Annotated in this window: 27 protein-coding genes and 1 pseudogene; 13 read left to right on the top strand and 15 right to left on the bottom strand. The window is 69.8% G+C overall.

The window, feature by feature from the left end; genetic code table 11:
• A complete protein-coding gene (locus tag NOCYR_RS16070; RefSeq protein WP_014351447.1) occupies window positions 1-366 on the top strand; it encodes a hypothetical protein in 366 nt (121 codons plus the stop codon).
• A 133-nt stretch (window positions 367-499) separates the two neighbouring features.
• On the opposite strand, the gene NOCYR_RS16065 is transcribed toward NOCYR_RS16070, so the two are convergent.
• Genes NOCYR_RS16065 through NOCYR_RS16050 form a run of 4 tightly spaced genes read right to left on the bottom strand, consistent with a single transcriptional unit; the run spans window position 500 to window position 4,298 of the window.
• Window positions 500-1,114, bottom strand: coding sequence for a GTP-binding protein (locus NOCYR_RS16065; RefSeq protein ID WP_048833441.1), 615 nt, complete (start codon window positions 1,112-1,114; stop codon window positions 500-502).
• Window positions 1,095-1,469 carry a DUF742 domain-containing protein gene (locus NOCYR_RS16060; RefSeq protein ID WP_048833440.1) on the bottom strand — a complete coding sequence of 125 codons (375 nt, stop codon included), beginning with the start codon at window positions 1,467-1,469 and terminating at the stop codon, window positions 1,095-1,097. The genes NOCYR_RS16065 and NOCYR_RS16060 overlap by 20 nt, the downstream gene beginning before the upstream one ends.
• Window positions 1,470-1,484: 15 nt before the next feature.
• Window positions 1,485-1,904, bottom strand: a complete 420-nt coding sequence (locus NOCYR_RS16055) for a roadblock/LC7 domain-containing protein (RefSeq protein WP_014351444.1) — start codon at window positions 1,902-1,904, stop codon at window positions 1,485-1,487.
• Window positions 1,905-4,298 carry an ATP-binding protein gene (locus NOCYR_RS16050; RefSeq protein WP_014351443.1) on the bottom strand — a complete coding sequence of 798 codons (2,394 nt, stop codon included), beginning with the start codon at window positions 4,296-4,298 and terminating at the stop codon, window positions 1,905-1,907.
• A 199-nt stretch (window positions 4,299-4,497) separates the two neighbouring features.
• Between NOCYR_RS16050 and NOCYR_RS16045 the strand changes: the two genes are divergently transcribed.
• Window positions 4,498-6,051: a succinic semialdehyde dehydrogenase gene (locus tag NOCYR_RS16045; protein ID WP_014351442.1), complete on the top strand. Its 1,554-nt coding sequence runs from the start codon at window positions 4,498-4,500 to the stop codon at window positions 6,049-6,051.
• A gap of 40 nt (window positions 6,052-6,091) precedes the next feature.
• On the top strand, window positions 6,092-6,517 hold the full coding sequence (locus NOCYR_RS16040; protein ID WP_014351441.1) for an MmcQ/YjbR family DNA-binding protein: 426 nt from the start codon (window positions 6,092-6,094) through the stop codon (window positions 6,515-6,517).
• Between the two features lie 4 nt (window positions 6,518-6,521).
• Here the strand turns inward: NOCYR_RS16040 and NOCYR_RS16035 are convergent, their stop codons facing one another.
• Complete coding sequence (locus NOCYR_RS16035) at window positions 6,522-7,169, bottom strand: maleylpyruvate isomerase family mycothiol-dependent enzyme (RefSeq protein WP_014351440.1); 648 nt, start codon at window positions 7,167-7,169, stop codon at window positions 6,522-6,524.
• Window positions 7,170-7,288: 119 nt separating this feature from the next.
• On the opposite strand from NOCYR_RS16035, the gene NOCYR_RS16030 reads away from it, so the two are divergent.
• Entirely contained in the window at window positions 7,289-7,729 is a 441-nt protein-coding gene (locus tag NOCYR_RS16030; protein ID WP_014351439.1) for a MarR family winged helix-turn-helix transcriptional regulator, read from the top strand.
• Between the two features lie 8 nt (window positions 7,730-7,737).
• Here NOCYR_RS16030 and NOCYR_RS16025 read toward each other — a convergent pair whose 3' ends face one another.
• Window positions 7,738-8,202 (bottom strand): DUF779 domain-containing protein, encoded by a 465-nt coding sequence (locus NOCYR_RS16025; protein WP_014351438.1) that lies wholly within the window; start codon window positions 8,200-8,202, stop codon window positions 7,738-7,740.
• 85 nt (window positions 8,203-8,287) lie between these two features.
• Window positions 8,288-9,235, bottom strand: a complete 948-nt coding sequence (locus tag NOCYR_RS16020) for a LysR family transcriptional regulator (RefSeq protein WP_014351437.1) — start codon at window positions 9,233-9,235, stop codon at window positions 8,288-8,290.
• A 65-nt stretch (window positions 9,236-9,300) separates the two neighbouring features.
• On the opposite strand from NOCYR_RS16020, the gene NOCYR_RS16015 reads away from it, so the two are divergent.
• From NOCYR_RS16015 to NOCYR_RS16000, 4 genes are all read left to right on the top strand, one after another.
• The gene (locus NOCYR_RS16015; protein WP_014351436.1) at window positions 9,301-9,711 is read left to right on the top strand and encodes a DUF5997 family protein; all 411 of its coding nucleotides are present in this window, start codon (window positions 9,301-9,303) and stop codon (window positions 9,709-9,711) included.
• A 6-nt stretch (window positions 9,712-9,717) separates the two neighbouring features.
• The gene (locus NOCYR_RS16010) at window positions 9,718-10,413 is read left to right on the top strand and encodes a TetR/AcrR family transcriptional regulator (RefSeq protein WP_014351435.1); all 696 of its coding nucleotides are present in this window, start codon (window positions 9,718-9,720) and stop codon (window positions 10,411-10,413) included.
• Window positions 10,414-10,553: 140 nt separating this feature from the next.
• Window positions 10,554-12,320: an ABC transporter ATP-binding protein gene (locus NOCYR_RS16005; protein WP_014351434.1), complete on the top strand. Its 1,767-nt coding sequence runs from the start codon at window positions 10,554-10,556 to the stop codon at window positions 12,318-12,320.
• On the top strand, window positions 12,317-14,041 hold the full coding sequence (locus NOCYR_RS16000; protein WP_014351433.1) for an ABC transporter ATP-binding protein: 1,725 nt from the start codon (window positions 12,317-12,319) through the stop codon (window positions 14,039-14,041). The genes NOCYR_RS16005 and NOCYR_RS16000 overlap by 4 nt, the downstream gene beginning before the upstream one ends.
• Window positions 14,042-14,047: 6 nt before the next feature.
• Here NOCYR_RS16000 and NOCYR_RS15995 read toward each other — a convergent pair whose 3' ends face one another.
• The 4 genes from NOCYR_RS15995 to NOCYR_RS15980 all read right to left on the bottom strand — a co-directional run bounded on the left by NOCYR_RS15995 (window position 14,048) and on the right by NOCYR_RS15980 (window position 17,579).
• On the bottom strand, window positions 14,048-15,262 hold the full coding sequence (locus tag NOCYR_RS15995) for a helix-turn-helix domain-containing protein (RefSeq protein WP_014351432.1): 1,215 nt from the start codon (window positions 15,260-15,262) through the stop codon (window positions 14,048-14,050).
• Between the two features lie 111 nt (window positions 15,263-15,373).
• Entirely contained in the window at window positions 15,374-15,694 is a 321-nt protein-coding gene (locus NOCYR_RS15990; RefSeq protein WP_014351431.1) for a hypothetical protein, read from the bottom strand.
• Window positions 15,695-15,776: 82 nt separating this feature from the next.
• Window positions 15,777-16,916 carry an alkaline phosphatase family protein gene (locus NOCYR_RS15985; RefSeq protein WP_014351430.1) on the bottom strand — a complete coding sequence of 380 codons (1,140 nt, stop codon included), beginning with the start codon at window positions 16,914-16,916 and terminating at the stop codon, window positions 15,777-15,779.
• A gap of 45 nt (window positions 16,917-16,961) precedes the next feature.
• Window positions 16,962-17,579: a TetR/AcrR family transcriptional regulator gene (locus tag NOCYR_RS15980; protein ID WP_014351429.1), complete on the bottom strand. Its 618-nt coding sequence runs from the start codon at window positions 17,577-17,579 to the stop codon at window positions 16,962-16,964.
• Between the two features lie 103 nt (window positions 17,580-17,682).
• Here NOCYR_RS15980 and NOCYR_RS15975 point away from each other — a divergent pair, with 103 nt between their 5' ends.
• The 3 genes from NOCYR_RS15975 to NOCYR_RS15965 are packed head-to-tail and all read left to right on the top strand — an operon-like array spanning window position 17,683 to window position 19,890.
• Window positions 17,683-18,750, top strand: a complete 1,068-nt coding sequence (locus NOCYR_RS15975; protein WP_014351428.1) for an SDR family oxidoreductase — start codon at window positions 17,683-17,685, stop codon at window positions 18,748-18,750.
• A gap of 12 nt (window positions 18,751-18,762) precedes the next feature.
• Window positions 18,763-18,975 (top strand): hypothetical protein, encoded by a 213-nt coding sequence (locus NOCYR_RS15970; protein ID WP_014351427.1) that lies wholly within the window; start codon window positions 18,763-18,765, stop codon window positions 18,973-18,975.
• Between the two features lie 42 nt (window positions 18,976-19,017).
• On the top strand, window positions 19,018-19,890 hold the full coding sequence (locus NOCYR_RS15965; RefSeq protein WP_081505426.1) for an LLM class F420-dependent oxidoreductase: 873 nt from the start codon (window positions 19,018-19,020) through the stop codon (window positions 19,888-19,890).
• Window positions 19,891-20,027: 137 nt separating this feature from the next.
• Here NOCYR_RS15965 and NOCYR_RS15960 read toward each other — a convergent pair whose 3' ends face one another.
• Together NOCYR_RS15960 and NOCYR_RS15955 are read right to left on the bottom strand one after the other, a co-directional pair.
• On the bottom strand, window positions 20,028-20,606 hold the full coding sequence (locus NOCYR_RS15960) for a class I SAM-dependent methyltransferase (protein ID WP_148280665.1): 579 nt from the start codon (window positions 20,604-20,606) through the stop codon (window positions 20,028-20,030).
• A 150-nt stretch (window positions 20,607-20,756) separates the two neighbouring features.
• On the bottom strand, window positions 20,757-21,401 hold the full coding sequence (locus tag NOCYR_RS15955; RefSeq protein WP_014351424.1) for an HAD family hydrolase: 645 nt from the start codon (window positions 21,399-21,401) through the stop codon (window positions 20,757-20,759).
• A 71-nt stretch (window positions 21,402-21,472) separates the two neighbouring features.
• Here NOCYR_RS15955 and NOCYR_RS15950 point away from each other — a divergent pair, with 71 nt between their 5' ends.
• Window positions 21,473-21,937 (top strand): NUDIX domain-containing protein, encoded by a 465-nt coding sequence (locus tag NOCYR_RS15950; protein WP_014351423.1) that lies wholly within the window; start codon window positions 21,473-21,475, stop codon window positions 21,935-21,937.
• Window positions 21,938-22,087: 150 nt separating this feature from the next.
• Here NOCYR_RS15950 and NOCYR_RS30920 read toward each other — a convergent pair whose 3' ends face one another.
• Window positions 22,088-22,543 carry a hypothetical protein gene (locus NOCYR_RS30920; protein WP_014351422.1) on the bottom strand — a complete coding sequence of 152 codons (456 nt, stop codon included), beginning with the start codon at window positions 22,541-22,543 and terminating at the stop codon, window positions 22,088-22,090.
• A gap of 142 nt (window positions 22,544-22,685) precedes the next feature.
• A pseudogene (locus tag NOCYR_RS30915) lies at window positions 22,686-22,784 on the bottom strand (helix-turn-helix domain-containing protein); the annotation flags it as partial.
• Between the two features lie 188 nt (window positions 22,785-22,972).
• Between NOCYR_RS30915 and NOCYR_RS15940 the strand changes: the two are divergent.
• On the top strand, window positions 22,973-23,392 hold the full coding sequence (locus tag NOCYR_RS15940; protein WP_014351421.1) for an SDR family NAD(P)-dependent oxidoreductase: 420 nt from the start codon (window positions 22,973-22,975) through the stop codon (window positions 23,390-23,392).
• The last annotated feature ends 88 nt before the right edge of the window (window positions 23,393-23,480 follow it).

The raw sequence follows: 23,480 nt of genomic DNA, 5'->3' as shown, positions 1-23,480 counted from the left end.
ATGCGCCGCCTGCTGGTGCTCGCACTCCTCGCGGTGGTGGCCGCCGCGGGTATCACCGCACTGTCGTCGAGCATGAAATTCGAAACCGACCGCGGCCCCACCGGCAGCCGCACCGTCATCGGCTTCCGAGCCGAATCCCGCCACCCCACCCCGACTCCCGCCCTCCGCCTGTGGCAGGAATGCGCCAGCATCGCCAATCACGTCCGCCTCATCTCCGGCCCCACCCCCCACGGCCAAGTCTGGACCGTCGTCCTCGAACCGTCCCTCGGCCCGCACACCGAACGCCGCCTCACCGGCTGCCTCGACGACCTCACCGTAGACGGCATCCGCGGCCACCACCTCACCACCGAACGCCTCGCCCACTGACCTTTTGTCGGGCCGGCCGACCGGTTCGCGTTGCTGGCGGGGATGTCGGTCTACCTGGGTGGGGTGGGCGTGCGGCCCGAGCGCGCACCGGGATTCGCGCGTCGTTCGTCCTGACGGCGCGTACCGGGGCGGCTCAGGTGGTGACGTGGGCTCGGGTGGCGCGGTCGATGAGGTGCTCGATCAGGCTGAGCAGCACGTTTTTCGACGAGACGCGGTCGCGGGCGTCGCAGAGCATGACCGGAGTTTCCGGGTCCAGGTCCAGGGCGTCGCGCACCTCGTCGGTGGTGTAGCGGGGGGCGCCGTCGAAACAGTTGACGCCCACCAGGAACGGCAGCTTGCGGCGTTCGAAATAGTCGATCGCGGCGAAGGAGTTGCCGAGCCTGCGGGTGTCGGCGAGCACCACCGCGCCGAGCGCGCCGCGAGCCAGTTCGTCCCACAGGAACCAGAACCGGTCCTGGCCGGGCGTGCCGAACAGGTAGAGCACCAGATCGCTGTCGATGGTGATCCGGCCGAAGTCCAGCGCCACCGTGGTGGTGGTCTTGGATTCGACACCGGACAGATCATCGACCCCGGCGCTCATCTCGGTGATCATCTCTTCGGTGCGCAGCGGCGTGATCTCGCTCAGGGCCGAGACCAATGTCGTCTTGCCGACGCCGAATCCGCCCGCGATGAGGACCTTCACCGAGGCGGCCAGATGCGGCACCCCGTTCGGGTCGAGCCGGGCAGGGTCAAATTTTTCGGATTCCATCCAGTACCGCTCGCAATACGTTGAGGTCGCCGGGCCCGGCCTCCGGTTGCACCGGAGCCCGGAAGATCAGGTGCCCGTCACCGATCAGATCTCCGACGAGAATCTTGGTCACTGCCAGTGGCAGTTTCAAGGTGGCCGCCACCTCCGCCACCGATCGCGGCTGCGCACACGCCACGACGATCTGCGCGTATTCGGGTTCGACACGCCGCATGGTCGGTGCGGGACGCGCCGCGACGACCGCGGTGAGCATGTCCAGATCGTGCGCGGCGCCCATCGTGCGCCCACGCGTCACCGCATAGGGCCGCACCAGCGGACCCGCCGCCTCGTCGAACCACGGCTCACCCATACGCGTCATAACGAACTCACCACATCACCGCTGTGATTCGACCTCGGCGGCGCCATTGCGCGCGGTGGTCGACAGGTAGTTGCCCACCCGCTGCACGGTCAGGTTCATCTCATAGGCCACCATGCCCAGATTCGCGTTCTCGGAGGCTTGCAGCGCCAGGCAGGCGTTGTCGCCGGCGGAGGTCACGAACAGCACGGCGCGGTCGAGTTCGATGACGGCTTGGCGCACGCCGCCGCCGTCGAACCGGCTGCCCGCACTGCGCGCCAAACCGTAGAGCGTGGAGGACATGGCGGCGAAGTGCTCGCCGTCCTCGCGCGCGATCCCGGCGGAATGCCCGAGCAGCAAACCGTCGGTGGACAGGACGACCGCGTACCGGACGCCGGCCAGCCGCTCGACCAGATCGTCGAGCAGCCAGTTGAGATCACTTGCGGGAGAAGCGGACACTTAGCCTTCCTGTTCCTTCGGGGCCGGGCTCGGCTGCGCCGGTGCGGCGAGATCGTCGGCGGGCAGCGGTTTGCGACCTTGTCTGGTGCCGTTTTCGATGGCAGACATCAGATCCCGGGCCTGTTCGGCCGTGCGAGGTCGCTGCGCGGCGGGCTGCGGGGTGACCGGCTGCGCCAATTGCGGTGCGAGACTAGTCTGCCGGTTGCGCCGCGGTAAAGCGGGACGACCGTCGGCGGTCCGTTCCATCGGCTCGGGCTGGGTGGCCGGCGCGGGCTCGGCGGGCGGTTCGGCCAGCAGGGTGGCCGTCTGGGCCGGTGCGGATTCCACGGCGTGCGTGGCGGATTCGCTCGCCGCCGGCAGGGCAGGCCGCCGCCGGGGCTCGGTGACGGGTTCGCTGGTCGCGGGGCCGGGCTCGCCCGGCAGCAGCAGCTTCGACGGCACCAGCACGATGGCCCGCACACCGCCGTAGTCGGATTCGCTCAACCGCACCGAGATGTCGTGGCGCGCGGCCAGCTGACCGACCACGAACAGCCCGAGCCGGGAATCGGCCGACAGCGACGCGACACCGAAATCGGGTGGATCGGCGAGCATCTGGTTGACCCGCGCGAGCTCGTCGGCGTCCATGCCCATGCCCTGGTCGCTGATCTCGACCACCAGGCCCTTGCCGACGATATTGCCGGTGACCTCGACCCGTGATTGCGGCGGGGAGAACGAGGTGGCGTTGTCGACCAGCTCGGCCAGCAGATGCACCAGGTCGGCGACGCCGTTGCCGGCGATGCGCGACTGCGGCAGCGTGCCAAGGCGCACCCGGGTGTAGTCGAGGGTCTCACCGATCGCGCTGCGCACCAGGTCGATCAGCGGGACCGGATTGCGCCAGCGCCGGCCGGGCTCGCCGCCGCCGAGAATGATCAGGTTCTCGGCGTTGCGGCGTTCGCGGGTGGCGAGGTGGTCGAGCCGGAACAGCGTCTCCAGCATCGCCGGATCCTCTTCGCGCTGTTCGGCGGCGTCGAGGATCTCCAGCTGCCGGTGCACCACGATCTGGCTGCGGTGGGCGATATTGAGGAAGACCGCGCGCACACCCTCGCGGGTGCGGGCCTCGGTGACGGCCGCGGTGACCGCCGCGGCGTGCGCGTGCTCGAAGGCGGTGGCGACCGCGCCGACCTCGTCGTGGCCGAAGTCCAGGCGGGGCGCTTCGGCGACCGGATCGACGTCCTCGCCCGCGCGCAGCCGTCGCAGCATGTCCGGCAGGCTCTCATCGGCCAAGGCCAGGGTCTGGTCGCGCAAGCGCTTGAGCCTGCGGATGAACCGGTTGGCCAGCACCAGCGACACCAGGAACGCCATGACACTCATCAGCAGCACCGTGACGCCCAGCGCCAGCGAGGCGGCCGCGGATTCGGTGGCGGAATCACGGGCCAGCTGCTGGGCATTGGTGTTGTGCAGGTCCCAGATGTCGAGCAGCGCGTTGTCGACCTCGGCGGCCGCGGCCTGCCATTCCTCGGCCGTCGACGGCAGCGGCGCCGGTTCGTCGTCACTGCTGGTGCGGCTGCTCGTGCGGCTCGAGCCGGTGCCGGTCTGCTCGTCACTGGTTCCGCTCGACTCCGCCGGTGGGTCGAGGGTGCGCTGCATCAGCGCGTGTTCCATCGCCGACAGCCGCTGCCAGGCCGGGCTCGCCAGCAGCGCCTGCATCTTGTCGCGATACGCCGGCTCGAGTTCGCCGGCCAGCTGCGGAAGCATGGTGTGGTGCGCGCCGACCTGGGCGACGAACTCCTCCGGCAGCGCGACCACACCGCTGCCGTCGACCAGCGCCGCCTCCACCAGCGCATTGCTGCGCGAGACCGCCTCGATGCCGTAGATGAGCCGCGTCGACAGCGCCAGCTGAACCACCACCGCGGGGTCGGGCGCCGAGCGCTGTGCCAGCTGGGTGCCGATGGTGATGACGTCGAGTACGCGGGTGTAGAAGGTGTAGGCGTCGGGGGTGGGCAGGGCGCGCGCGTCGGCGCCGGTGCGCACCATGGCCAGCTGCTGGCCGAGGGTCACGAAATCGCCGACGTTGTCGCCGATGGTTTCGGAGTCCAGTTCGCGCAACGGATTCGACGCTTCGATCAGCGACTGGAACGCCGCGTCGACGCGGGGGCGGGCGGTGGCCAGTTCGGCGGCGGCGTCCGGATCGCCGGCCAGGTGCGCAAGGGTGAGGCGGCGTTCCTGCTGAATCGCTTCCAGTAGCTGACGGGTCGGCTCGATCGCCGACTGCATGGCCTCGGCCCACTGTTTGCCGTGATTGCCCCGGTCGACCAGGTATCCCGCTGCGCCCACGCCGACCACCAGCAGAGTCAGGCTCGGAATGAGCGCGATCGCCAGTATCCGGGTCCGGACACCGAGCCTCGCTCTGAACATCGGCACAACGTAAACGACATCGTGACCGAATCGGGACTCCGGTCCCGTTGACCGGGACCGGATTTGACATCGGCGTGACCGACGGAATAAAGGCCGTGCCGCGGGGTGGAACTGCGCGATTGTGACACCGGGCACCATCGTGCCGCCGGTGTGGGTAGATTGTGTGTACCGACGAGTAACCCACATCGAGGAGGCAACGATGCCCGCGCCGGAAGCCGACGTATTCACCCGCTTGAGCGCCCTGGCGGCGATCGACGGCGCCGAGGCACGCCCCACCAGAACCATCACCGAGGTGTTCACCGGACGCCCGCTCGGCACCGTGCCGGTCGGTACCGCCGAGGACGTGGCCGACGCGTTCACCAGAGCCAGGGCCGCCCAAGCACATTGGGCCGCCCGCCCGGCCGCCGAACGCGCGGCGGTCTTCGAGCGCTATCGCGCGCTCATCGTCGACGAGCGCGAATACCTGATGGACGTCATCCAGGCCGAGACCGGTAAGGCGCGCTGGGCCGCCCAGGAAGAGGTCATGGGCCTGATGCTGGCGGCCCGCTACTTCTCGCGGGTCGCGCCCGGGCTGCTCGAACCGCACAAGGTGCCCGGCGCCTTCCCGGTGCTCAACCGGGCCCAAGTGCGCACCCAGCCCAAGGGCGTCGTCGGTGTGGTCGCGCCCTGGAACTATCCGCTGGTGCTCTCCATCGGCGATTCCATCCCGGCGCTGCTGGCCGGCAATGCCGTGGTGGTCAAGCCCGACAGCCAGACCCCGTTCTCCTCGCTGGCCGGCGCCGAACTGCTCTACCGCGCGGGTCTGCCGCGCGATCTGCTGGCCGTGGTGACCGGACCGGGCACGGTGGTCGGCACCGCGATCGTCGACTCCTGCGACTACCTGATGTTCACCGGCTCCTCGGCCACCGGGCAGACCCTGGCCCAGCAGTGCGGCAAGCGCCTGATCGGCTTCTCCGCCGAACTCGGCGGCAAGAACCCGATGATCGTCACCCGCGGGGCGAACCTGGACAAGGCGGCCAAGGCGGCGGTGCGGGCCTGCTTCTCCAACGCCGGCCAGCTGTGCATCTCGATCGAACGGATCTATGTCGAGCGCTCGATCGCCGAGGAGTTCACCGCCAAGTTCGTGGCCGCGACCGAGGCCGCGAAACTCGGTGTGGCCTACGACTTCTCCACCGATATCGGGTCGCTGATCTCCGAATCGCAGCTCGAGACGGTGTCCAAGCACGTCGCCGACGCGACGTCCAAGGGCGCCAAGGTCCTCACCGGCGGCAAGGCCCGCCCCGACCTCGGGCCGCTGTTCTTCGAGCCGACCGTGCTCGCCGACGTCACCGACGAGATGGAGTGCGGGCGCAACGAGACCTTCGGCCCGCTGGTCTCGATCTACCCGGTCGATTCGGTCGATGAGGCCGTGCGCCTGGCCAACGACACCGACTACGGCCTCAATGCCAGCGTGTGGGCGGCCAGCCCGTCCGAAGGTGAGCAGATCGCCCAGCGGCTGCGCACCGGCACCGTCTGCGTGGACGAGGGTTATGCCCCGGCCTGGGGCACCACCGGCGCGCCGATGGGCGGCATGGGGATCTCCGGTGTCGGCCGCAGGCACGGCGCCGACGGGCTGCTGAAGTTCACCGAACCGCAGACCATCGTCGTCACGCGGTTCATGAATCTGGATCCGCCGCCGATGCTGTCGCAGGACAAGTGGCAGCGGTTCCTGATGACCATCGCCCGCAACCTGCGTTTCCTGCCCGGACGCTGAACCGCCGCTTCGGCATGCCGCTCGGGATTACCCTGGCGGCATGCCGAAGCGCTCGCGGCCCGCGCGAGCGGCCGATGTGCACGAACTGGCCGCCGCCATGCCGCATGTGACGCGCGTCGACGGCCCGCGCGGCAATGCCGTCTACCAGGTGGGCGGCAAATCGTTCGTGTTCTTCCGCACCCCGCGCCCCGACGCCGTCGACCCGGATACGGGCGAGAAGTACGACGACGTGATCATGTTCTGGGTGCCGTCGGAAGGCGACAAGCTCGCGCTGGTCCAGGACCGCACCACCCCGTTCTTCACCACCGCGCATTTCGACGGCCATCCCTCGGTGCTGGTGCGTGCGGCGCACCTGCACCGGATCACCCGGCAGGAGCTGGCCGAGATCATCGCCGATGCGTGGCTCTCGCGCGCTTCGGCCCGGCGCGCGCGACTGTGGCTGGCCGAGCATCCGATCCCCGGGTGACGGGTCAGCTGACGCCCTGCTTCAAGCGCACCGCCGCCTCGTCCACCCCGGGCCCGGTGAGCTGGTCCAGCGCGATCGGCCTGCCGGTGATCAGCAGTAGTAGCGCGATGATCGGGCCGGCGATCTCCGCGCCCGCGCCCACGGCCCATGCCGTGTCGGTGGCGCGCAGGCGGAATCCGTCGAGGCGCCGGGGCCGCCAGACCGGCCGGCCCACGGCGTAAGCGCGGGTGGCCGCAGCCGCGGCGGCGTCCTTGGGGACCGGGACGGGGCGGCCCAGCGGAATCGAGATGTCCTGGCCGTGCACGATGATGTCGAACAGCACATTGCGGTAGTTGGTGACCTTCGGCAGCCGGCGCGACGCGGCCGTATCCCGAATCTCGGCCACCAGTTGGGTGGTGGGGCGACGGGCATGCGCGCGGGCCAAGGTATCGACGAGCACGTTGTAATCGCCACGCGCACGGGAGAATTCGCGCGCGATGGTCCACAACGACAGTGGCTGCGGTGTCATGGCGATATGAGCGGCGACCTCACGGATACGCCAGCCCGTGCACAGCGACGGCGTGTCCCATTCGTCCTCGCCGATCTCGTCCAGCACCGCGGCGACCGCGCGGCGCTGCTGCTCGATCGCCCACCAGCATTGTTCTCGGTCCATGGACCTCACCTGCCCGGACATCGGAGTCGTCGGATCAGCGGCGATTCCGTAGAATTAGTCAGAATCTATGACTATTTTAGTCAGTGACTCTGACCGATGACAAGGGTGGAGGCGGTGTGATGGACCGGTCCGCGGAGCCCATGCTCGGGCTGCTGCTGTTCTTGCCGTATCGGGCGATGGAGAACCGGGTCTTCGCCGCGCTGGCCGAAGCGGGGTACCGCGATATCACGCTCGCGCAGGCCAGGATCGTGCAGCGAATCGCGCCCGGCGGCATCCGGCTCACCGAGCTCGCCGAACAAGCGCAGGTCACCAAGCAGACGGCGGGGTTCCTGGTCGACCAGCTCGAGCGCGCGGGCTACGTCGAACGAGTGCCCGACCCCACCGACGGCCGGGCCCGGCTGGTGCGCTTGTCGGCGCGCGGGCAGCAGGCGACCTCGGTCGCGAACGCCGTCGCGGCCGAGGTCGAGAACGAGTGGGCCGACTACCTGGGACCGCGCACGACCGAGCAGCTGCGCCGCGCCCTGACCCGTCTGCGGGATATCACCGACCCCTACCGGTAGGTTCCGGATCAGCGCAGGCGGTCGGCGCCGGTGCGGGGTGGGGGAGCGGCCGCCGCGGCGGCGGACTCGGCGTCGTCCAGCGGGCGGACCCGCAGCACGAACCGCGAACCTTCCGCGGCTTCCAGCGAGGTGGTCGCGGCATCACCGGCGACCTCCGGCCGCACGTCGAGGGTGAGGTGATCGCGCGCGTAGCGGGCGCAATTGTCGCCACTCATCCAGAACTCGGTATGCCAGGGCAGCCGAGTGACCAGCACATCGCCGTCGTCGGCATGAAAATCGCGGGCCCGCAGGCAGATCGGGGCCGTCGCGCCCGCGCCGAGCAATAGGAGCACGGGCCCGTGCTGGTCGATCAGGTGCCGCAACACCGAGCGTGCCGCCTCGGTGGCATCGCCGCGGACACTGCGCTCCGGCATCAGCGCGCGGGTGCCGCAGAAGTCGTCGCGGCGGTCTCGGATTCGGGATCGAACCAGCACATCGCTCCTCCTCATGACTGCTCCGGACATCGCTACCGATGCCGCACACTATGGATGGGGAAGGTTGGTGTCACGTTGGCGCCGGCTAGCGGCCGCGTCGCCGGGCCGGTTTCTTGGCGCTCGAACGGGCACCGGATGATCGCGGCTTCGCTGGCTTCTTTTCGGCGGCCGGTTTCTTGCCGCCGCGCGTGGGCGCTGCCGCCCGCTCTGCCGACGGTGCGCGGGAGCTACGTTCGGAGCGGCCGCGGACCACGCCGATGAACTCTTCAACCAGCTCGGTGGTCCGGTCGGCGGGCCAGGCGAGGGCGATGTCGGTCGCCGGCGCATCGGTCACCGTCCGGTACACCACATCGCGGCGGGCGTGCAGCCGGGCGATCGAATGCGGCACGATCGCCACCCCGACGCCGGCGGCCACCAATTCGATGCTGCCGGCGGCGCGATCGAGATCGCTGGTGTCCTGGCGCTGTTCCTCGGCCAGATCGCCGGTGGTGACCTCGGTGAACACCGAGATCGGATGCTCTTTGGGCACCACGACGACGGGCAGTTCGCGGTAGAGCGGGATTGCGCTCAACCCCGTGGTGTCGATGGGCAGCCGTACGAAACACATGTCGACGCGGCCGTCGCGCAGGGCGTCGAGCTGGTCGGCCTGTGCGATCGGTTCGAGCGCCAGCGCGATCCCGGGAAACCGTTCGGCCCAGATCCGCTCCCATTTCGACACCGTGACGCCGGGCACGAAACCGACCCGCAGCCCGGCGCTCTCAGCCGGACCGGAAGCGGGTTGCTCGGCCTCGGCCGCGGCGATGAGTTGCTTGGCCTCGGCCAGCAGTTCGGCGCCGTCCCCGGTCAACCGTGTGGGGCTCGCCCCCGGCACGAACAGCTTCACCCCGAGTTCGTTCTCCAGCTCGATGACGGTGTGGCTGAGCTTCTGGCGGGAGATGTGCAGCGCCTTCGCCGCCCGCGCGAAATGCAGCTCCTCCGCGACCGCGACGAACCAGCGCAGACGCACGATATCGATCGAAGCGAAGCGGCTCATTCGTATCAGCGTATGCGCACGGCCCGCCGCGACGAGCGTGCGGCCGGGCCCAGTAGGCTGTATCGGTGAGCCCGGACAAGAAACCGCAGACCATGAAGCCGCTGACGGCGGCGAACAAACTCGGCATCTACCTTCCGGCGGCCCCCGAGGAATTTCGCAACACCCCGATCACCCGGGCCGAGCTCGACAAGCTGCGCACCGACCCGCCCCAGTGGCTGACCGACCTGCGTCGCACCGGCCCCTTCCCGCGCGATATCACCGCCCGCAAGCTCGGCGTGTCCAACAGCGGCCTGGCCCGCGCCGAGGTCTCCGACGCGCTGACCGCCGACGAGATCGCCGCGCTGCTCGCCGACCCGCCGGAATGGCTGCTGCGTGAACGCGACAACTACGCCGCCGTGCAGGCCGAGAACGCGCGCATCAAGGCCAAGGAAGCCGAACGCCGGGAAGCCACCAACCGCCCGGCCAAGAACCGCTAGCCCGACGTGGCTCGGCGCGCATACCGGACCGGCCTGACCCCGGCGGCCATCACCGAGGCCGCCGTCGCGCTGACCGCCGAACGCGGCCTCGATGGCTGGACCATGCGCGACCTCACCGCCCGCCTGGACACCTCGCTGTCGGTGATCTATCACCACATCGGCGACCGCGAACGGGTCTGCGCCGCCGTCGTGGACAAGATCTACGCCGATATGCGCCTGCCGCTCGACGACACCGATTGGCGGGCCTTACTGCACCGGGTGCTGACGGCGATGATCGACCAGCTGGCGCAGTATCCCGGCGTCGCCGCATGGCTGCTGCGCAACGGTCCGCAAACCGAACAACTGGTGCCCGTGCTCGATGCCGGTGTGGCGCGCATGCTCGAGGCCGGTTGGGGCGAGGAATCGGCCACTGCCTATTCGATCGCGTTCAACACCTGCCTCGGCCTGATCGCCCTCGACGATCAGCGCGCCCGCGATCCCGACGGCGGTGGCCTGACCGGTCTGCATCGGATGCTGGACACCCACCCCGATGCCGGCGTGGGTGCCGAGCAGATGCGCCGCATGGTCACCGATTTCATCGCGGCCGATGAGGCCGAACGCCGCAGAGTCCGGCGCGAATACGGCCGATACGCGTTGGAGCGTTTGCTCGATGGGCTGGAATTGCGGTTGGCCGAACTGAAGGCGACCGCGGAGTCCGAGTAGGCGACCCGGCCGCCGTGTCGCGCGGCGGCTCGGCGATGTCCGCGCTCGTTCATCGCTGCTGAGAACACCTCCTTGCGCGTGCGGGGTGCACCGCTACACTCAAAATTAGAACACTGATCCAATTTCCCATCGGGGGTTACATGAGTACTGCGGTATCGGAGCCGATCACGGCCGTCGCGGAGCCAGCGGCCGCCACGGGACTGCGCGCGGTGCTGTCACCTGCGCGCCGGCCACTGGCCGTGGCGGCCGCCCTTCAGGTCGTCGGTGCGCTGGCCGCCATGGCGCCCTACCTCGCGGTCGTCGGGATCGCACGCGAACTGCTCGCCGACGCGCCGGCCGACCGCGGCGCGGTGTGGAGCTGGGTCGTCGTCGCAGGCCTCGGCTTCCTGATTCGCACCGGCTGCGCGGCCGCCGCGTACACCATCAGCCATCGCGCCGACGCCGACGTCGCCGCCGGACTGCGCCGTGCCATGGCCGATCGGCTCGGCCGGGTCCCGCTCGGCTGGTTCACCGCGCGCAGCTCCGGACGGGTGAAACGGGCGCTGACCGACGACGTCACCGCCATCCACCACCTGGTGGCGCACGCGATCAACGACCTGGTCGCCGCCGTCGTGACCCCGGTGGTGGCGCTGGTGTACCTGTTCGTGCTGGATTGGCGGCTGGCGCTGGTGTGCCTGGTGCCGTTGATCGCCTGGTTCGTCCTCACCGCGGTGATGTCGCGGGATGAAGCTGCCCGGATGGCGCGCTGGAACGCCGAACTCGAGAAGGTCGACGCCGCCGTTATCGAATACGTCGATGGCATCGCGGTGGTGAAGGCGTTCGGCCAGGCCGACCGCGCACAGGATCGCTACCGGCGCGCCGGCGACGACCTCGCCCGCTTCCTCGGCGAATGGATCGGCCCGATGCACCGGCTCGAAGCGGTGGCCTCGGTGTTGATCTCGCCGCCGGTACTGCTGGTCGTGGCTCTGGGCGCAGGGGTATGGCTCGGTACCGAACCGGCCGAGCTCATCGCCTTCACCATGCTGGTGGTCGGTTTGGGCGCGCCGGTGCTGGCGATCGGATTCGGCGCGCTGGCCATGCAGGTGGCGCGCGCCGCCGCCGACCGGATCGCCGGCGTGCTCGCCACGCCCGAACTGCCACACGCGCGAGTCCCGGTGGTGCCCAACGGTACTCGGGTCGACTTCGAGGGGGTCCGGTTCTCCTACGACGGACGCGGATACGCCCTCGACGGCATCGACCTCACGCTGGCGCCCGGCACCGTCACCGCGCTTGTCGGCGCCTCCGGGTCGGGGAAATCGACGCTGGCCCGGCTGCTGCCGCGATTCTGGGATGTCGACGCGGGATCGGTGCGCATCGGCGGCGTCGACGTCCGCGATATCGCCGAACACGAGCTGTACCGCCACATCGGGTTCGTCTTCCAGGAGACCTCACTGCTGCGCACCTCGATTCGCGACAATATCGCGCTGGCTCGGCCGGCGGCCGATGCGGCCACGATCGAAGCGGCAGCGCGCGCGGCGGCCATCCACGAGCGGATCCTCACGCTGCCGCGCGGCTACGACAGCGAGGTCGGGGTCGACGCGCAGCTGTCCGGCGGCGAAGCCCAGCGCATCGCGATCGCCCGCGCGATCGTCGCCGACGCACCGATCCTGGTGCTGGACGAGGCGACCGCCTTCGCCGACCCGGAATCGGAAGCGGCGGTGCAGGACGCGCTGTCGCGGCTGATCGCGGGCCGCACCCTGCTGGTGATCGCCCACCGCCTGCACACCATCCGCGGTGCCGATCGCATCGTGGTGCTCTCCCGCGGGCGCGTGGTGGAGACCGGCCATCATGACGAATTGCTCGCCGCCGCCGGCGAGTACGCGCGGATGTGGGCCGCCCAAACACTGTCGAAGGAGCTGTCCCGATGATCGCCAAACTGTTCGGCCTGGTCGATCCGGGCGACCGCCCCCGTTTCCTGCGCTGGATCGCGGCGATGCTCGGATTCGCGGTCTTGCAGGGCGTCTGTGTGCTGCTGCTGGTGCCGGTGCTGCGGCCGCTGCTGGCCGGTGACGCCGAGGCGGCCACGCCGTGGCTCAGCGCGCTGGCGGCCACCACGATCGCCGCGAGCCTGGTGTATTACACGCAGGCGATGCTGGGCCAGCGCATCGGTGACGATCTGCTGCTCGGCCTGCACCACCGGGTCGCCGATCAGCTGGCGCGGATGCCGTTGGGCTGGTTCGACACCGACCGCACCGGCCGGCTCACCCACGCCATGTCGCAGGGCACGACGAACATCATCGCGGTGCCGGCGCACCTGATGCAGCCGGTGATCGCCGCGGTGACCACACCGGTGGTGGTGGCCCTGGGCATGTTCGTCTTCGACGCACGTCTGGCCGTCGCGTTGCTCATCGCCGGGCTGGTGCTGCTGGTCACGCACACCCGGGCCCGCGAGGCCATCGCCCGCAGCTTCGGCGCCATCGACGACGCCGAGGTCGAAGCGGCGAGCCGGGTCGTCGAATTCGCCAAGCGCCAGCCGGTGCTGCGGGCGTTCGGCCGGGCCGGCACCGGGAACACCCTGCTCGATGACGCGCTCACCGGACAGCGCCGCGCCTACGGTGCGCTGACCCGCAAGGCGGTGTCCGCACTGGTGGCGTTCTCGACAGCCGTGCAGGCGGCGTTCGTCGCGCTCATCGCGCTGGGTGTGGTGCTGGCGCTTGGTGGTTCGCTCGAGGCCGCCGAACTGATCGCGCTGCTGGTGCTCGTCACACGCTTCGCGGGTCCGTTGATCGAAATGGTCGACCATTCGGCAGCCCTGCGCATCGCCGCGGAGACCATCGACCGCATCGATGAGGTCTTGGCGGTACCCGCGCTGCCCGAGGGATCGGTGCGGAAGGCGACCCGCCCCGGCGAGGTCGCGCTGCACGGCGTCGGGTTCGGTTACGGAGATCAGCCGGTGTTGCGGGATGTGGAATTCACCGCCGCACCCGGCACCTTGACCGCGATCGTCGGCCCCTCGGGCTCGGGTAAGACCACCCTGCTGCGGCTGATGGCACGATTCTGGGACGCCGACTCCGGCACGGTGTGCATCGGCGGGGTGGACGTGCGGCAGTGGCGCACGGACGCCCTGATGCATCAGCTCGCCATGGTGTTCCAGGACGTCTACCTGTTCGACGACACCATCGCGGAGAACATTCGCATCGGCCGGCCGGAGGCCACCGACGCGGAGGTCCGGGCGGCGGCGCGGCTGGCGCGGGTCGACGAGATCGTCGAGCGGCTGCCCGACGGCTGGAACACCCGGGTCGGCGAAGGTGGGGCGAGTCTGTCCGGCGGTGAACGGCAACGGGTCTCGATCGCCAGGGCGTTGGTCAAGCAGGCGCCGATCGTGCTGTTCGACGAGGCCACCGCGGCCCTGGATCCGGAGAACGAGGCCGCGATCACCGACGCCATGCGGGCCCTCGCCGCCGACCGCACCCTGCTCGTCGTCGCGCATCGCCTGCACACCATCGCCGCCGCCGACCAGATTCTGGTGCTCGACGCGGGGCGGATCGTGCAACGCGGGACGCACGACGAGCTCATCGACCGGCCAGGCAAATACGCCGAATTCTGGCGTGAACGCGAGCGTGCGCAGGGCTGGCGGGTGACCGGGTGAGGTGACTCAGGCGCGCAGGGCGGTATGCAGCCGCGCCGTGACCACCGCGCGCCGCACATCACCGGCCGGCAGCAGTCGGAGCGCATGCTCGTGGACCTCGATGTCGGCGGGCACGCGCTCACCGAAGGCGATGGCGTGATCGGCGCGGTCGCCGGCGAGCACGGCATTGCGCACGCCGACCTCGAGGTGGGCGCGCCACTGCGCGATGCCGGGCGTATCCGAACCCGGCAGCAGCGCACCGCGATACAGCCACACCGCGGAGGTGGTGTCGCCGGCGGCGATGGCGGCCAGCAGGTCTACCGCATCGCAGGAGATCGGGCCGGTGAGCAGATAGCGGCGGTTGCCGATCTGCCCGCCGGTGGCCCGGCGCAGATGCGAGACCTCGGCCTTGAGGGTGGCGACGGTGACGGGGCGATCGCCGTAGAGGGCGGCGTGCAGCTGCTCGGGAGTGAAGCCGTCGGGTTCGAGGGCGAGCAGGGTGAGGATTTCCAGCTGACGTGGCCGCAGCGCGATGGTGACACCGTCGCGGGTCAGCCGGGCATCGCCCAGGCATTGCAGCCGCAGTCCCGGGGCGGGTGGAGGCTGCGCGCTGCGTAGCATGGTCTCCACCGCGGTGGCCAGCGCCCGCACCGAGGACATGACCAGCGGATGGGACCGATCCCAGGAACTGGACAGATCCAGCGCACCGATCTGCCTGCCGTCGGGTGCGTGGATCGGGGCGGAGTAGCACACCCATCCGTGCAGGGCGGCCACCAGATGTTCGGCGCAGAACACCGTGCTCGGGGCGTCGGTCACCAACGACATCGACACGGCATTGGTGCCCATATGGGCTTCGTCCCAGCAGCCCCCGGGCGCGAAATTGACCTGCTCGGCGCGCCTGCGCACGGCGCGGTCGCCGCCGGACCACAGGATCGCGCCGGTTTCGTCGGTGACCGCGGTGAGGTAGCCGGCGTCCACCGCGACGTCGTCGAGCGTTGCGGCCAGCTCGGTGACCGGCGCCCGTAGCGGTGATCGCGCCCAGCGCTCGGCGATGTCGTCGAGGCCGGGTGCGCCGGTGCAGCCGGGGTCGACCGTGCTCAGCGAACGCCGCCAGGATTGCGCGACCTCGGTGCGTAGCAGGGTGTTCGGGGCGTGCGCGGTGCTATTCGGTGCGGTCGCGACCCGTTCCCATTCCTTCTCGAGATCGGTCCGCTGCTGGGTCAGGGTACGAAACCGTGCCACACGCAGTCCTGTTCGTCGTCCGGCGGCCGGTCGGCCGACCGGCCTGCTCGAGACCTATATCCTGGCTCGAGCGCACCGGTCGCGGAACGCTTTGCCGCACAAGAGGCTGCGTTATTTGGTGATGAAAATGCCTGCCACGTCGGCGTTCTTGATCGGGGTGTCGGCGTTGCGCTGGAACCCGCACAGCAGATCGACCTGGATGATCGTGGCGTCCACGGCGGTGCCTGCCGGTTCGTGATCGATGCCGGAATTCTGCTTGATGAACTTGGTGACCGTCATCCGCTTGGTGTCGGGGTCCTGCTGCACGTACTCCCGGCACGGGGTGTCGCCGCCGCGGTTGAGGGCGCGTTCGATGTCGTTGCAGCCGGCCAGCAACAGCGCGGCGGCCGCGGCCGTGCAGGCGAGGCCGGTCCGTGCGATGGTGGCGTTCATGTGATCCTCCTGGTCGGCGCGCCGGGCTGCGCACCCGGCCGGTGGCCTACAGCCTAGGCCGCCGCACCGACACCGGCCGCGCTCAGCTGGTGAACACGCGCAGCGGGACGTTCATCTCGGCCGGGGTGAGCGAACCATGATGGCCGGGCAACGCCGATTGCAGTGGTTCGGCCTGCGTGCGTACCACTCCGCCGGTGCCGCGCGCGACCACGACCAGGTCCCCGATCCGGTCGTGGACCTGCGGCGACACCGTCGGCCCGAACCAGCCGCGGTCGATGACCTCGGCGCGGGTCAGCACCTGGAATCGGTTGCCGAGGCTTTCCCTCCAGGCCGAGTGCACATCGTCGGTGGCGCCGTCGGCGGTGTAGACGTGGCGGGCGCGTGGCTCGCCGCCGAGCCGCTGCACGCCCTCGCGCAGACCGGATTCGGCATCGAAGTCGATCGTGTCGCTCAGCTCCACCATGCCGTGGTCGGCGGTGACGATCAGCGCCGAACCGGCGGGCATCCGCGCGGCGATATCGGCGGCGATCCGGTCCACATGCGCCAGCTCCAGCAACCATGACTCCGAGGACGGCCCGCGGACATGTCCGGTGGTGTCGAGTTCGCCGTGGTAGGCGTAGACCAGCGAGCGCGGTGTGGCGAGGGCCTCGACCACGCCGGCGACCAGATCGCCGACCGAGAAGTTGGGCCGGAACGCGCAGCCGCGCAGCACCGCCCGGGTCAATCCGGAACCCGCCTGATAACGCGGCGCCACCTGGGTGACGGTGAGGCCGTGCGCCGCGGCCCGTTCGAAGACGGTGGCGCCGGGCTGGAACTGCTCGGGCACCAGCTGTTCGAGCAGATCCCCTTTATGCTGGCCGCCGAACAGCCGCCAGCCCAGAGGATCGAACAGCCGATCCTGGCCCGGTACGCGCAGCAGATAGCCGACGATGCCGTGCTCACCGGGCGGTACGCCCGCACCCAGCGAGCTGACACTGGTCGCGGTGGTGGTCGGGAATCCGGCCGTGAGCACGGCCGGGGCCAGTCCGGCCAGGAACGGCGCCACCTCGGCGTGCTCGGCCAGCGCCTCGGCGCCGAGACCGTCGATCAGCAGCACACAGACCCGGTCCACCCCGAGCCCGAGCCCGAGCCGATCCTGTTCGCCGGGTACCCCGAACCCGGCCAGCACGGAGGGAAACAGATCGGACAGGGAACCCGTTCCGTAACGGGGCGCGACGAACACGTGCTCAGCATGGTGGCCGCGACCGGCGGGCGCAACCCGGTTGTTTCAGGTGCCGGGAGCGATCAGGGCATTGAAGGTGCCCATGATGTCGGCGACGAGTTCGGCGGCGGTGGTGCCCATCAGCGCACTGCGTTTGTCCAACTGCCCGTCCAGCCACAGCGAGGCCAGACCGTGCGCGAGGCCCCACAGCGTGACCGCGATGGCGTCGGCCCGGCCCGCGGGTAGCTCACCGGCGGCGACGCAATCGGCGACGGTGTCGGACAGCACGGCGAAGGCGGCCTCACCCGCGGCCCTGGTCTCGGGATGCTTTTCCGGCTGCGACAGCTCCGGGCGGAACATCAGCCGGAAGTAGCCGGGATTGTCGCGGGCGAAGCGCACGTACGCGTCGGCGATGGCGGTCAGGCCGGCCAGGGGAGTGGGTGCGCTGTCCCTGGCGACGGTCACCTCGGCGCCGAGCAGGTGGAAACCCTGGGTGGCCAGGTCGGCCAGTAGCGCAGCCCGGTCGGCGAAATGGTGGTAGGGCGCACCGGAACTCACCCCGGCCTCTCGCGCGACGCGGCGCAGGCTCACTGCCGCGATGCCTTCGGTCTCGATCAGCCGCAGGCATGCGGCGAGCAGCGCCTCGCGCAGGGCGCCGTGGTGATACGAGGTCCGGGTCACCATCCGAGCGTATGCGAAAGCCTCTGGACAACAAATCTAGGCAGTGCTTAGATTATCTGAGCGGCGCTTAGATAAGGCCGGTTCCTCCGTCGAACGGATAGACATCATGGGCACACGAGTACTGGTGACCGGCGCGACCGGATTCATCGCCGGGCACGTCATCGCGGAATTGCTGGACCACGGATACGCTGTGCGCGGCACCGTGCGCAGCCTCGCCGATACCGGCAAACGCCAACATCTGATCGACCTCGCCGAGCGCGCCGGCGGTGAGATCGACTTCGTGGCAGCAGATCTCGACAGCGACACCGGCTGGCCGGCCGCCGTCGCCGGCTGCGACTACGTTCTGCACGTCGCCTCGCCGTTCCCGTCGGCGCCGCCGGATGACGAGCAGGAGATGATCGACACCGCCGTCAACGGCACGCTGCGGGTGTTGCGGGCGGCCGCGAACGCGGGCACGGTGCGCCGAGTGGTGCTGACGTCCTCGATCGCCGCCATCGCCTACGGCCACCGCCACGACGCGATGCGCACCGAGGCCGACTGGACGGTCGTGGAACGCAGCCCCGCCTATCAGAAGAGCAAAACCCTCGCCGAACGCGCAGCATGGGATTTCGCCGCCGAGCATTTCGGCGCCGACGGCCCGGAGTTGACGGTGGTGAACCCGGGAATGGTGCTGGGTCCGGCCCTGTCGGCGGCCACGAGCACCTCGCACGAACCGGTGCGGATGCTGCTGGGTCGTCAGGTGCCCGGATCGCCGCGAGTGGGCTGGGCGACGGTGGACGTGCGTGACCTCGCCCTCGCGCACCGGCTGGCCATGGAGACACCCGAAGCGGCGGGCAAGCGCTATATCTGTGCGGGCGAACATCTCTGGATGCGTGACCTCGGCCGCCTGCTGGCCGAGGAGTTCGGCCCCCGCGGCTTCCGGGTACCGACCCGTCAACTGCCCGACCTGCTGGTGCGCGCGATCGCCGTGCTGGACAAGACGGTGCGGCTCACCGTGCCTTCGCTGGGACTGGTGGAACGCCTCAGCGCCGAACGGGCCGAACGCGAACTCGGCTGGACCATGCGGCCGGTCCGCGAGTCGGTCCGCGACACCGCCGAGAGCCTGCTCCGGTTCGGTGTGGTGCCGACGCCCGCGGGCGCCCACGCCGCCACCGCCGAACCTGCTCGCGCGTAAGGAGATCGGCTCATGATTACCGCAACGTTGATCGTCGCGACCCTCGGACTGCTGCGTCGCCTGCGGCGGCGTGAGGGGAGTGGCGGGACCGGCGCCGAGCGGCCGCACGCGGATGCGGGCTCTGTGCGGCTGGAATCCGGCTGGTGGCGGTCGAGCCGGGTGGCCGCGTCGGCGGCCGCGCTGTCCGGGGCCGGCCTGGCTGCTGTCGCGTGTGTCGCGTGCTGACTCTGCCCGGCCGCGGCCCGGGAGCACTGGTAGACAAGAGGAGTGAGTGCGCAACGTGAGTTCCGGTTCGGTGTGAATATGGTGGTCCCGGAGTCGAGGCAGGCGTGGATCGCCAAATGCCGGCGGGCCGAAGCGCAGGGCTACGACGTGGTCGGGGTGGCCGACCATCTCGGGCTGCCCGCGCCGTTCCCGTCGATCGTGCTCGGCGCCGAGGCCACCGAACGGGTCCGGCTCAACACGTTCGTCCTGAACACACCCTTCTACAACCCCGTGCTGCTGGCGCGCGATGTGGCGGGGGTGGATCAGTTCACCGACGGACGTGTCGAACTCGGCCTGGGCGCCGGGTATGTGCAGGCAGAGTTCGAGGCGGCGGGCATCCCGTTCGGCACCGGCGGCCAGCGGGTCGCCCACCTCGAGAACACCGTCGCCACGCTGCGGAAACTGCTCGCCGACCCCGAGTACCAGCCGCGGCCGGTGCAGCCGGTCGGGCCGCCGCTGCTGATCGCGGGCTGGGGTGACCGGCTGCTGAAGCTGGCCGCCACCCAGGCCGACGTCGTCGGTTTCACCGGCGCTGCCTCCGGGACCGGTGGGACGCTGACATTGGCCGACGTCGCAAGCACCCACGATCGGGTGCGGTACGTGCGGGGGCTACTGGGCGAGCGCGCCGACGCGGTCGAGCTCAATATCCTGCTGCAAGCGGTGGTGCCGCCGAGCGAACGCGCGGCCCTGCTGGACAAGTACGGGTCCGTGCTGCCCGAGGGCGACCCCGAGGAGCTGCCCACCCTGCTGTTCGGCACCCCGGCCGAGATGGCGCAGCGGTTGCGTGAACGCCGCGACGAGTACGGCATCTCCTATATCACCGTGCTCGAGCCGTACATGGATGCGTTCGCGCCGGTGATCGAACAACTGCGGTGACGTACTTCCCGGCGCGTGGCGTCGACAACCGCGGCGCCGCTGCGGCCCGGGCAGCGTTCGAACCCGCACCGGTCTGGCAGGCTGTGCGCCACAGCAGGGCATAGCGGCGCTGCGGGTGGGCTGGGTGAGCCGCCCGATCAGGCGGGCTTGTGCCACAGCAGGGTGTAGCGCCACATCAGCCTGCGCCGGATCTGCGCGCCCGGCAGCAATTCGGCGGCGGCTGAACGGATCTCGGGCAGGGTGTCCTCGGGATCTCGGCAGGTGAAGCCCGGACCCCGGCTACCTCCGTGCCACTTGTCGATCGCCCAGATCGCGGGTATCAGCGGAAGGTATCCGGCATCGGCGCGGACGCTCATCTTCCAGAGCCCGACCACGGCCAGCGTGCCGCCGGGCGCGACCAGATCGCGCAACGCCGTCAGACCTTCGATCAGTGGAACGTGATGCAGTGTCGCCACCGCCGTCACCACGTCGAACGTCTGGTCCAGCTCCCGGAAATCCCCCTGTGTAAGACGAACATTCGCCGGAGTGGTGCCGTCGGCGATGATCTCGCCGTCCACGTCGATGCCGAGCACCGACTCACACCGAGCGCTGAGCTTCGACGCCAGCAACCCGTCGCCGCACCCGACATCGAGTGCCGTGCGCGCGGATCCGGGAACCTGCGCGACCAGCCACGGGTGATAGTGCGTGTTGTGATTCCAGTAGGGATCGCCGCTCACCGGATCCAACGTACCGGCGCCGTGATGCCGGGCGCAGGGCCGACCGGTGCTCTCCGGGCAGGGCGCCCCAGATGCGTTCGAGTCCGGCGACGACAGCGATGAGCCGATCTCGTCGGGCACCGCTTGCCGACGCCACGAAGCGTCGGATGATCAGGGCCGCGTGTGCGCGCACCGGCGAGCTGATCCCCGGGCACCGTCGAAGCCCGCCCACCATGCCGGGAACCCGGTCAGATCCGCAAGGACGACCTCGGCCCCTGCTGCCTCCAATTCCTCCGCCGAGCACGGCCCGGTCACAACCCCCACCCCGTACGCCCCCGCCGCTCGTGCCCCGCGCATATCGCCCGCATGATCACCGACGAAGACGCGCGCCCCCTGCTCCCGCAACGCCACCGCCTTCCCCTCCGACCACAGCTCACCCACCACAAGATCGACGGGCCACCCGAGATGCTCGATATGCAACTCGGCATGCGGCTGATACTTCCCGGTCACCACAACCACCCGGCCCCCAGCACCCACCACAGCCTCGACCGCCGCCTCCGCACCATCCATCGCCGGAACTTCGGCGACAACGTCCGGATACAGCTCCCGATACCTGCCCACCAACTCCGGAATCAACTCCTCGGGAGCACCCCCATCAGCCAGAATCATCCCCAACGGCGGCCCCAACCGCTCGGCCAACTCCGCCCCCCGCAACTCGAGCCCGAACTCCGCCGCCACGACATCAATCGCCCGCGCCACACCCCGCCGCGAGTCGATCAGCGTCATATCCAGGTCGAAGCCAACGGTCCAGGTCACCGTCCGACCCTATCGAGTCGTCGGCAGGGCGTAGTGTCCAGCCGGCGCCGACACCTTGAAAGGATGACCGGATGCCGACCCGTATCGAAGACCTCGCGACCGAAGCAGAACGCGACGGAGTCCAGCAGCTCGTCGTGGGTGCAATAGTCGAACATGCCGATCGGGTCCTGCTACTGCGCCGCCCCGGCGACGACTTCATGGGCGGCATATGGGAACTACCGAGCGGCAAGGTCGAACCGGGGGAGAGTGTCGAGCGGGCTCTAGAGCGTGAGGTCGAGGAAGAGACAGGGCTCCGTGTCGCCGGAATCGGCCGCTATATCGATAGCTTCGACTATCGCTCCGGTAGCGGGAAACGCAGCCGTCAGTTCAATTTCGCCGTCGAGTGCGTCGCTCCTGAACCGATCAAGCTCACTGAGCATGACGCCTACACATGGACCGCGCTCACCGACGAACCCCCGGTCACCGAAGCCGTGAAACAGACTCTCGCGCGCTATCGGCAGCCCGAGGCGATGTGGGATCACCCGGATGGCGCATAACGGGACGGAGTTGACCGTGCGTTTCTCGTCGGCTGTGGGAGCCCCTCGTGGTCTGGTTCCCACGGCCGATCGGTGGCCCGAGCCCGGTCGCCGGTGTAGCCGACGCCAGGCGCGGTGACGGTGATTCGGTAGACCCGACCAGGCCCGAGGTCAGATCTTCAGGTTCGTGAACTGTTCGGTGCCGGTGACCCGCAGCAGCTCGAGGGCGCCGGCTTCGGGGGTGCCGGGTGCTGCGGAGTACACGACGACGGATTGGTCGCTGTCGGGTACCAGGAGGGTGTCGCAGTCCAAGGTCAGGCGGCCGAGGCCGGGGTGTTTGATGGTTTTGCGGGTGTTGCGCAGGTGGCCGGCGCGCCGTTCGCCCCACAGTCGCTCGAATAGCGGGCTGCCGGAACGGAGCTCGGTGGTCAGGCGTTCGAGGCCGGGATCGGCGGGGTAGCGGGCGCGGGCGGCGTGCAGGCTCGCGGCCCAGGTGGCGAAGATGGTGTCGATGTCCCCGGGTTCCAGCACCACGCGGTGCGGCCCGTCGCCGAGGAAGGCCTGCCAGATGATGTTGCGCCGGGCCGGTGGCCAGCGGGAGAAATCGCCGAGCAGCGCGGCCGCCATCGGGTTCCAGGCGCAGCACGCTCGCGCGCACCACCATCGCGATCCGGTCCGCGCCGGGCGGTTCGGTGCCGGCGAGCCGGAACAGTAGATCGCGATCGTCATCGTTCAGGCGCAATGCACGAGCCAAGGCCGCCAGCACCGAGGGCGACGGCCGGGGTCCGCGTCCCTGTTCGAGCCGGACGATGTAGTCGACGCTCACTCCGGCCAGCTGAGCGACTTCCTCGCGCCGCAGCCCCGGCACCTGCCTGCGTGCGCCGGCGGGGAGGCCGACCTCCTCGGGGCGGACTCGGGCGCGGGCCTGGCGCCGCTGTGCAGACTTGAATCGGCCCGAAGACGTTGGTTTCGAAGACCTCTCGCACGTCGGCAGCGACCGTATCCGCGGGTGTCACCCAGGGGCCACCGATACCCGCGTGGCTGGGCCGGGAGACTGTGCGGCGGCTGGCCGAACTGGGGTGGCGGGTGTTCCTCGGTGCGCGCGACGCCGAACGCACCCACGCATTCCTCCCGCTCCTCCGCAAGGCGGCCCAGCCGCGCATCGTCATGGTGTCCAGCGGCATGGGGTCGCTGGCCATCACCTCCGACCCGGCACGGCTGGAATCCACCCTGCACAGCCTCGGCTATCCGGCGTCGAAGTCGGCGCTGAACATGATCACCTCGCAATACGCCCGCGCCCTGCCCGGCATTCAGGTGAACGCGGCCGACCCCGGCTACACCGCCACCGACCTGAACGGCAACAGCGGGACCCAGACCGTCACCGAGGGCGCCGACGCCATCATTCGGCTCGCCACCCTCGGCCCGGACGGACCGGCCGGCGGGTACTTCGATCGCGCGGGACGGCTGCCCTGGTAAAGGTCGTCACGCGACACAGTTGGCGCAAACCGACGGATTCATCGACCCGGTGCGCGCAAAGCCCTGCGGCCAGGCGGCAGGAGAACCG

Source organism: Nocardia cyriacigeorgica GUH-2 (assembly GCF_000284035.1).
Lineage (GTDB): Bacteria > Actinomycetota > Actinomycetes > Mycobacteriales > Mycobacteriaceae > Nocardia > Nocardia cyriacigeorgica_B.
Note: the sequence above shows the minus strand (reverse complement) of the source record. Positions and strands in the feature narration are given on the sequence as shown.

Excerpts from the sequence above, each read along its gene's own strand:
- NOCYR_RS15970 (WP_014351427.1), top strand. The coding sequence starts at position 18,763 with ATGATTACCGCAACGTTGATCGTCGCGACCCTCGGACTGCTGCGTCGC.
- NOCYR_RS16050 (WP_014351443.1), bottom strand. The coding sequence starts at position 4,298 with ATGTTCAGAGCGAGGCTCGGTGTCCGGACCCGGATACTGGCGATCGCG.
- NOCYR_RS16045 (WP_014351442.1), top strand. The coding sequence starts at position 4,498 with ATGCCCGCGCCGGAAGCCGACGTATTCACCCGCTTGAGCGCCCTGGCG.
- NOCYR_RS15950 (WP_014351423.1), top strand. The coding sequence starts at position 21,473 with ATGCCGACCCGTATCGAAGACCTCGCGACCGAAGCAGAACGCGACGGA.
- NOCYR_RS30920 (WP_014351422.1), bottom strand. The coding sequence starts at position 22,543 with ATGGCGGCCGCGCTGCTCGGCGATTTCTCCCGCTGGCCACCGGCCCGG.
- NOCYR_RS16000 (WP_014351433.1), top strand. The coding sequence starts at position 12,317 with ATGATCGCCAAACTGTTCGGCCTGGTCGATCCGGGCGACCGCCCCCGT.
- NOCYR_RS16040 (WP_014351441.1), top strand. The coding sequence starts at position 6,092 with ATGCCGAAGCGCTCGCGGCCCGCGCGAGCGGCCGATGTGCACGAACTG.
- NOCYR_RS16020 (WP_014351437.1), bottom strand. The coding sequence starts at position 9,235 with ATGAGCCGCTTCGCTTCGATCGATATCGTGCGTCTGCGCTGGTTCGTC.
- NOCYR_RS16060 (WP_048833440.1), bottom strand. The coding sequence starts at position 1,469 with ATGACGCGTATGGGTGAGCCGTGGTTCGACGAGGCGGCGGGTCCGCTG.
- NOCYR_RS16035 (WP_014351440.1), bottom strand. The coding sequence starts at position 7,169 with ATGGACCGAGAACAATGCTGGTGGGCGATCGAGCAGCAGCGCCGCGCG.
- NOCYR_RS16065 (WP_048833441.1), bottom strand. The coding sequence starts at position 1,114 with ATGGAATCCGAAAAATTTGACCCTGCCCGGCTCGACCCGAACGGGGTG.
- NOCYR_RS16030 (WP_014351439.1), top strand. The coding sequence starts at position 7,289 with ATGGACCGGTCCGCGGAGCCCATGCTCGGGCTGCTGCTGTTCTTGCCG.
- NOCYR_RS15990 (WP_014351431.1), bottom strand. The coding sequence starts at position 15,694 with ATGAACGCCACCATCGCACGGACCGGCCTCGCCTGCACGGCCGCGGCC.
- NOCYR_RS15975 (WP_014351428.1), top strand. The coding sequence starts at position 17,683 with ATGGGCACACGAGTACTGGTGACCGGCGCGACCGGATTCATCGCCGGG.
- NOCYR_RS16070 (WP_014351447.1), top strand. The coding sequence starts at position 1 with ATGCGCCGCCTGCTGGTGCTCGCACTCCTCGCGGTGGTGGCCGCCGCG.
- NOCYR_RS15980 (WP_014351429.1), bottom strand. The coding sequence starts at position 17,579 with ATGGTGACCCGGACCTCGTATCACCACGGCGCCCTGCGCGAGGCGCTG.
- NOCYR_RS16005 (WP_014351434.1), top strand. The coding sequence starts at position 10,554 with ATGAGTACTGCGGTATCGGAGCCGATCACGGCCGTCGCGGAGCCAGCG.